Annotated in this window: 4 protein-coding genes; 1 reads left to right on the top strand and 3 read right to left on the bottom strand. The window is 43.7% G+C overall.

Translation table 11 applies throughout. The features are described 5' to 3' along the window. Nucleotides 1-113 precede the first annotated feature (113 nt). Nucleotides 114-1,385: an IS110 family RNA-guided transposase gene (locus AC1DWN_RS09070; RefSeq protein WP_477558575.1), complete on the top strand. Its 1,272-nt coding sequence runs from the start codon at nucleotides 114-116 to the stop codon at nucleotides 1,383-1,385. A 366-nt stretch (nucleotides 1,386-1,751) separates the two neighbouring features. Here AC1DWN_RS09070 and AC1DWN_RS09065 read toward each other — a convergent pair whose 3' ends face one another. The 3 genes from AC1DWN_RS09065 to AC1DWN_RS09055 all read right to left on the bottom strand — a co-directional run bounded on the left by AC1DWN_RS09065 (nucleotide 1,752) and on the right by AC1DWN_RS09055 (nucleotide 6,363). Then, nucleotides 1,752-2,567, bottom strand: coding sequence for a DUF5984 family protein (locus AC1DWN_RS09065; RefSeq protein WP_477558574.1), 816 nt, complete (start codon nucleotides 2,565-2,567; stop codon nucleotides 1,752-1,754). Between the two features lie 434 nt (nucleotides 2,568-3,001). Next, nucleotides 3,002-3,952, bottom strand: coding sequence for a serine hydrolase domain-containing protein (locus AC1DWN_RS09060; RefSeq protein WP_477558573.1), 951 nt, complete (start codon nucleotides 3,950-3,952; stop codon nucleotides 3,002-3,004). Further along, nucleotides 3,952-6,363: an excinuclease ABC subunit UvrA gene (locus AC1DWN_RS09055; protein ID WP_477558572.1), complete on the bottom strand. Its 2,412-nt coding sequence runs from the start codon at nucleotides 6,361-6,363 to the stop codon at nucleotides 3,952-3,954. The genes AC1DWN_RS09060 and AC1DWN_RS09055 overlap by 1 nt, the downstream gene beginning before the upstream one ends. Between the last annotated feature and the right edge of the window lie 77 nt (nucleotides 6,364-6,440).

Raw genomic sequence — 6,440 nt, 5'->3', positions numbered from 1 at the left:
TTCCTGTAGAGCGTTAAATTTCCGCTTTGCAAAAAAACGAGCGCCTCGGTACGATGGAAGTACGCAACGGGTCATAGCCCTAAAAATTCCATCATCCAGGAGGACGCTCTATTATGAAGTTTAAATCGCAAGCGAGACAAAATCAGCTCATTGAAAAAATTACTGCTCAGCATTTAGTTGTCGGGATCGACATTGCCCAGCAGATGCATGTTGCGCGCGCTGTAAACTTTCGTGGCATCATTATCGGAGACTACTTATCTTTTTCGAATGACGAGGAGGGATTTCACAGTCTCTTGCTATGGATTCAAAAACTGCAAACCAGCCACAATTTAAGCACAGCCATCGTCGGGATGGAACCAACCGGGCACTACTGGCTCAACGTATCTCGGTGGCTCACAGAACGCCAATTTGAAGTCGTTTTAGTGAATCCGCATCTCGTGAAAAAGAACAAAGAGAACCGTGACAATACGCCCTCAAAGAGTGACCGGAAGGATGCACTCGTTATCGCTGACATGGTCAAGAACGGTTATTACTCGGTTACACGCACGACACCTGAAGCCTTTGAGGATCTGCGTGTGCTTCTCTCTAACCGCGACTTCGTCGTCAAACGACTTGTTAGTACCAAAAACCAATTACACCGCTGGGTTGACGTTGTTTTCCCTGAATTACGTCACGTATTCAAGGACATCACATGTATCGGTTCCCTGGCAACGCTTCGCCTCTTCCCTACTCCAGCGGAGCTCAGTAAGCTGCAGCCCCAGAACCTAATTCAGGGATGGAAAACCATCATGAAACGGCACAGCGGTGCTAGAAAAGCAAAAGCACTGATCGAGCTGGCCAAACGTTCTGTAGGATCTCAGTCAGCCACTCATTATTACAAGCTCCACTTAATCCAATTGCTCGCGGAGTATGACCTTGCTTGCGGACAACTGGAAGTCGTGGAGAAGGAGATTTCAACCGTATTAGAACGCATTCCCTTTGCAAAATCCATGCTTGCGGTTAAGGGGATTAGTGTCATTTCACTAGCTGGTATTTTGGGTGAGGCTGGGGATTTAAGCGGATTTGTTCATGGAAATGCTTTGCTGCGCCATGCTGGACTCAACCTCGCGGAAGCCAGTTCAGGCAAATGGACGGGGCAAATGAAGATTAGCAAACGCGGACGATCTCGCCTACGACGCTTCCTCTTCATGGCCACTATGAGTTTGGTCATGAACAATTCGGAGTTTCAAGCGATGCATAAACACAATGTGCAGGTCAAGAAGATGAAGAAAATGAGGTCCATTATGAAACTATGCGGTAAATTGGCCAGAATACTCGTTGGGATGGCTCGTAGTGGACAAGCCTACATTCCGCTTAAAACATTACCTCTCTTGCAAGCAGCATAACTAAACAACCCGTTTCGTTGTACGTAGATTGGCTTATTCGCAGGATTTCAAAGAAAGCACGGAGTACCGGATGCATTAAACCAAAGGGCACCGACCCGTACCGTTAGCAAGACCGGCCTCCACCCCTTGGAAAGGCGTAACGAAGGAATGAGAGGGCATTGACCCGTTAAGACATGGGAGTGAAAACCTCCAAGGGCGGCGTGGAGAATGCGTGCAGTAAATGGAAGTATATGGGGCGAATATATCCCCCCCTCTATTCCCGTGYGCCTTCATGTTGCCGAAGTCTAATACGGAGTCCCCCTCTTTGTCTTTCATCTTTAACCAACCGGGCGAAATCCTGCGAATAAGCGAGCATTCGTGAGAAAATCATATCGTACCAAGGGAGCTTAATGGCTGATTGATTTTTTTTATTGTTGACAATACATTTTCCCAGTCAGTCTGGTCTGAAACAAATGACATTAATTTTTCATAAGACTTCACTTCCTGAAGGAATTCCTCATGGTTTTTAAGCAACTGATTCTTATCAATGAAAACATTTTCTATAGGATTATCTAATATACTTTTCACTTGAATATCCATAGCGATTGCAAAATTGTTCAGAGATTGCTGTATTTCACTTATGAATTTTTCAATTTCGACAATACACTCCCCCTTTGTTACTTCCCACATATTTATGCCATTTGCATCCTGATATTCTGCTTTCCATCTTATATAAACCTGGTCATTGTTCCTGAAAAGATGAACGCTTGGAGCACCTATTAAGTAACCAAAATCTAGTTTTCTGTCATCAATCCATTGTCTTGCCGGTAAGTATATGGCATCATAATCTTCGTCATTATCGCTCCATATATGTTCTAACCAGCCTGATAATGAATCAAGGTATATTTCAAAATTTGCAAATGTTCGAATGTTATCAAAGACCCCATCAGGGACTGAACTCAAAACAGTTCGGATGATACCGTTTAGGTCCCAAAATACTCGGGCGAATTGATAATCAACGTACGGTAGATTCTTATTTAATTTGTAGAACTCAACAAACTCAACACTATAACGCAATAACTCTCCTTCTCCAAGGTCTAACCAATAATAAGAGTCAGTTAATCCAAACCATTGAATCATAAGATTATTCTCTTTCCCCCAAGGTGCTATCTCCGAGGGATTTTTAAGCACAAATTTAAACATAAAGATATCTCCTAACGAGTTAGTTACCTTATTTTTTTGGTTCCCTGTATCTCCATTTTAGTATAGTTTTCATTGAGCAAACCTGCCCGTTAGCTTAATGAAGCATCGTCAGTCTAATACTTTATTTTCTTAGTTTATCAAGCGCTAATCTTAAAAAAATCAATAAAAATAAGCTGTTTGACATATTATCCATGACCAATATGTTCAAATAGCTTATTTTCTTAATTGCTTATTCAACTAAAGTTTCCTGTTAGCCATTCATGCATCTCTTATGCTGTACCATAGAGCATGAAAGTTAATCCATTCTTTCATGGTAGCTTGATAAAGCCTGGTCTTGACTTCCGAGAAGTAACAAGTTGATCATACTTTTATTTCCAACGAACAAAAACAGTCTTTTATCTAATTTCAGATTGCTTTTCCTATTATTCAAGCAATTAATATACCTCTGCTTTCACGTAGCGATCTATAATATCTCGCGGGTCCTTGAAGCGCTTGAGATGCCTGGTTTGGAATACTACCACAATCTGCTGCTCAGGGATTACTCTTATCAATGAACCGCCAGCGCCGGATGCAGAAAACCCGTCTTTTTCAATCCACCACAAAAAACCGTAATTCCCTATTTGAGGACTTGTGGATGCTACTATCCATTCTTGAGGAATAAGTTGATGCCCTCCCCATGCCCCCCCCTGCAGATAAAGCTGGCCAAATGCTGCCATATCTCGTGCAGTCATATTTAAAGCTCCAATGCCAAGTCTTTGAGGATCTTCTGCTTTCCAGTGATCAATGCTCAATTCAAGGGGTTCGAATAACCACTCCTGCGCCAATTCTCCTATTGTCATTTCAGTCGCCCGGCACAAACAAGCTGCTAGTAACAGAGCATCTGTATTTTTGTAGTTAAAATGCAACCCCATGGCATCCCGTACAGGTAGCCTCAGACTGAATTCAATCCAATTACGACTAAGTATAGTTCTCTGCCATATTGGCTGGGAGTCGCCAGCTAAACGTGGATAATATAAGCCTGAACTCATGGTAAGTAGATGTCTCAAAGTTAAGTTTGATACGTTAGGATCGATATCATTAATATCCGTTTCCGGAAAAAAGTCCAACACTGGACGATCAAGGCTAGATAGTTTCCCTTTATTAAGTGCGATTCCAATCAATGCTGATAAGATGCTTTTATTGACCGACATAACCGAAACCGCATCATCCGGGCCGATACTTCGATAATAACGCTCATACACAATAGAACCGTCTCGCACTATCAACATACTTAAGACATTCGGAAATTTAGCGAATATCTCACGATCCACAAGTGCCAATTTCGAAGCATCCATTGCCCCTTCTTCAGGAGTTAGGATAGTCCAAGGCTTAGAACGAATACTCATTAGTCCACACCTCCTCTGAAGTATGAACCGATGATAGAATTTGGAAGTTGTGTAAGCGTTTCAGGTGAACCTTCCGCAATCACCAATCCTCCTTCATCTCCGCCACCCGGTCCCATCTCAATGAGCCAATCGCATTCCATCAAAACCGACAAATCGTGTTCAATAACCAGTACCGTATTCCCTAGATCAACCAGGTTCTTCAATACTTCCATAAGCCGTCCCACATCCACACAACTGAGCCCCATTGTCGGTTCATCAAGTATATACAGCATTCCCCCTGTACGGCTTCGTCCTAGCTCCTTGGCCAATTTAATCCGTTGAGCTTCCCCGCCACTAATTGTCGTAGCTGACTGACCTAGCTTCAAATATCCCATTCCTACCCTTTCTAGTATCCGAAGTGGTCCAAAAATACCAGGGTCATTCCGGAAGAAATCCGCAGCCTCCGCTATAGACATTTTTAATATATCTGCTATGTTCTTTCCACTAACTGTGATATCAAGTACTTCCGGACAGTAGCGAGTTCCACTGCAAACATGACAAGGCCATACAAAGGTAAATCCCCGCGTTTCTTTCTTGATCGCCCCTTCTCCACTACATTCAGAACATCCTCCAGTCGAATTAAAGGAAAAATCCCCGGAGGTTAGCCCCAATTCCTTGGATTCTTTCTGATTAGCGAATAGTGTTCGAATTCCGTCCCAAATACCAATATAAGTGGCTGGTGTGGATGTCTTTGATCGCCCAATAGGCGATTGAGTGACGAAAGATACCCCTTTCAAAAATCTAGATCCTTCAAGCACAGCAGGCTTTGATTCTATTGCGGTCACTTGTTCGTCATCCGCATCAGCGTCCTGATCACCATCAGCAATAACAGAGCCAAAAGATTTAGCCAGTAAGGGAACTAACGTGGAGGAAATTAGGGAGCTTTTGCCGCTACCTGAAGCCCCGGCTACCCCCACCATGATACCCAAGGGAAAGGATACGGTAATATCTTTCAGATTATGGGTTGTAGCGTGTTTAATCGTCAGCTTTGGCACTGTATCCGTAAAAGTAAAAACGTGTCGTTTCCCATCAAATCCTTTGGGAATCACTCCGTAACCACGACCAAGAAAAGGGGCGATTAGGGAATCCATGCAATTTAAATAACCTACCAAGTTCCCTTGGTAGACGATGCTTCCCCCTTCTTCTCCAGCGCCCGGTCCGATCTCAATGATCCAGTCCGCAGCCCGAATAACGCTAAGATCATGTTCAACTACGATTACACTATTCCCTTGGGTTTGTAATTCCTTCAACCGCTTGATTAGCCGATTTTTCTCTCTTTCATGTAAACCGACCGTAGGCTCATCGAAGACATAAATGAGTCCTTCCAGCTCTGATTCCAGATGTGCAGTGAGAAACAGCCTTTGCAGTTCACCGCCGCTTAAAGTCGGCGTTCGCCGGTATAGTGACAGATGGGACAAACCCACATCACACAAATGATTGATCTGTATTCGTATTCGCTTAAGAACACCAAGGAGAGTGGGTTCTGCATCGATTATACGAACGGATACATCATCCCAAAAATACGCTTGTTCCTTTAACGTTTTTTCGGCCAATGCACTTATATGTAGACCTCCGATAGTCACATCTCGGGCCTCTTGCCCAATTCTAGAGCCGTGACAGGAAGGGCAGACAGAGGATGCAGTTCCCTCTGCCCCTATGCTGATTCTATGTAAAAAAGGCATCAATCCCTCGTGCCCCACAGATAAATCACCATTTAGATATGCTGCTTGGGCTTTGTCAGATAGGTTGAAGTAAGACCCGTTTGGATCGAAATCGTAAGCCTTCGCCAGTCGCTTCAGACCTTCTTTTAGCTTGCCAGGCGTCCCGCGTAAAACCGACCGTCTATCGAAATCCCGGTCATTCAGGGCGTGTTCTTCCGATAAGGTCGATACTTTGCCCGAGCCGAAGCATCTCAAACACATTCCAAGAGGAGAGTTAAAATTGAAATTCTCCGCTGGTAACGGTTCTGACATGAGACCACAATCGTGACAGATCCTTTGTTCATCAGTCTCACCACCGCAAATACAGCGATAACTTCCTGCCAAGGAAAATACAATTTGTATAAGACTAAGTAATCGAGTACGAGTTCCTACTAAGCTTCGAGGATTAGACTGCCGAATAATCCTCTGTTCTACTGCAACAGTAGGCACTAGACCTGTCATTTCGTCGAAATCGTCTTCTTCCAAAAAATGGGATACACCGACTGCACGATCGTACCTGCGTCTGCCTTCCCGATAGAGGAGATCGAACGCCAGTGTCGACTTACCTGAACCACTTACGCCAGTTATGACGACAAACCGTCCCTTTGGAATGTCTATAGAGAGAGATTTTAAGTTATGCAGCTTTGCACCACGGATACAAATGGGATTCATGAGCTTCTACCTCTTTCTCCAATCTCGTACAATAAAATTATTCATATAAGGGATTCATTTCCTTTTCATAGAAGTCT

Source organism: Paenibacillus sp. P4_A7, from assembly GCF_056402455.1.
The sequence above is the reverse complement of the archived record's forward strand: the minus strand, read 5'-3'. Positions and strand labels throughout refer to the sequence as shown.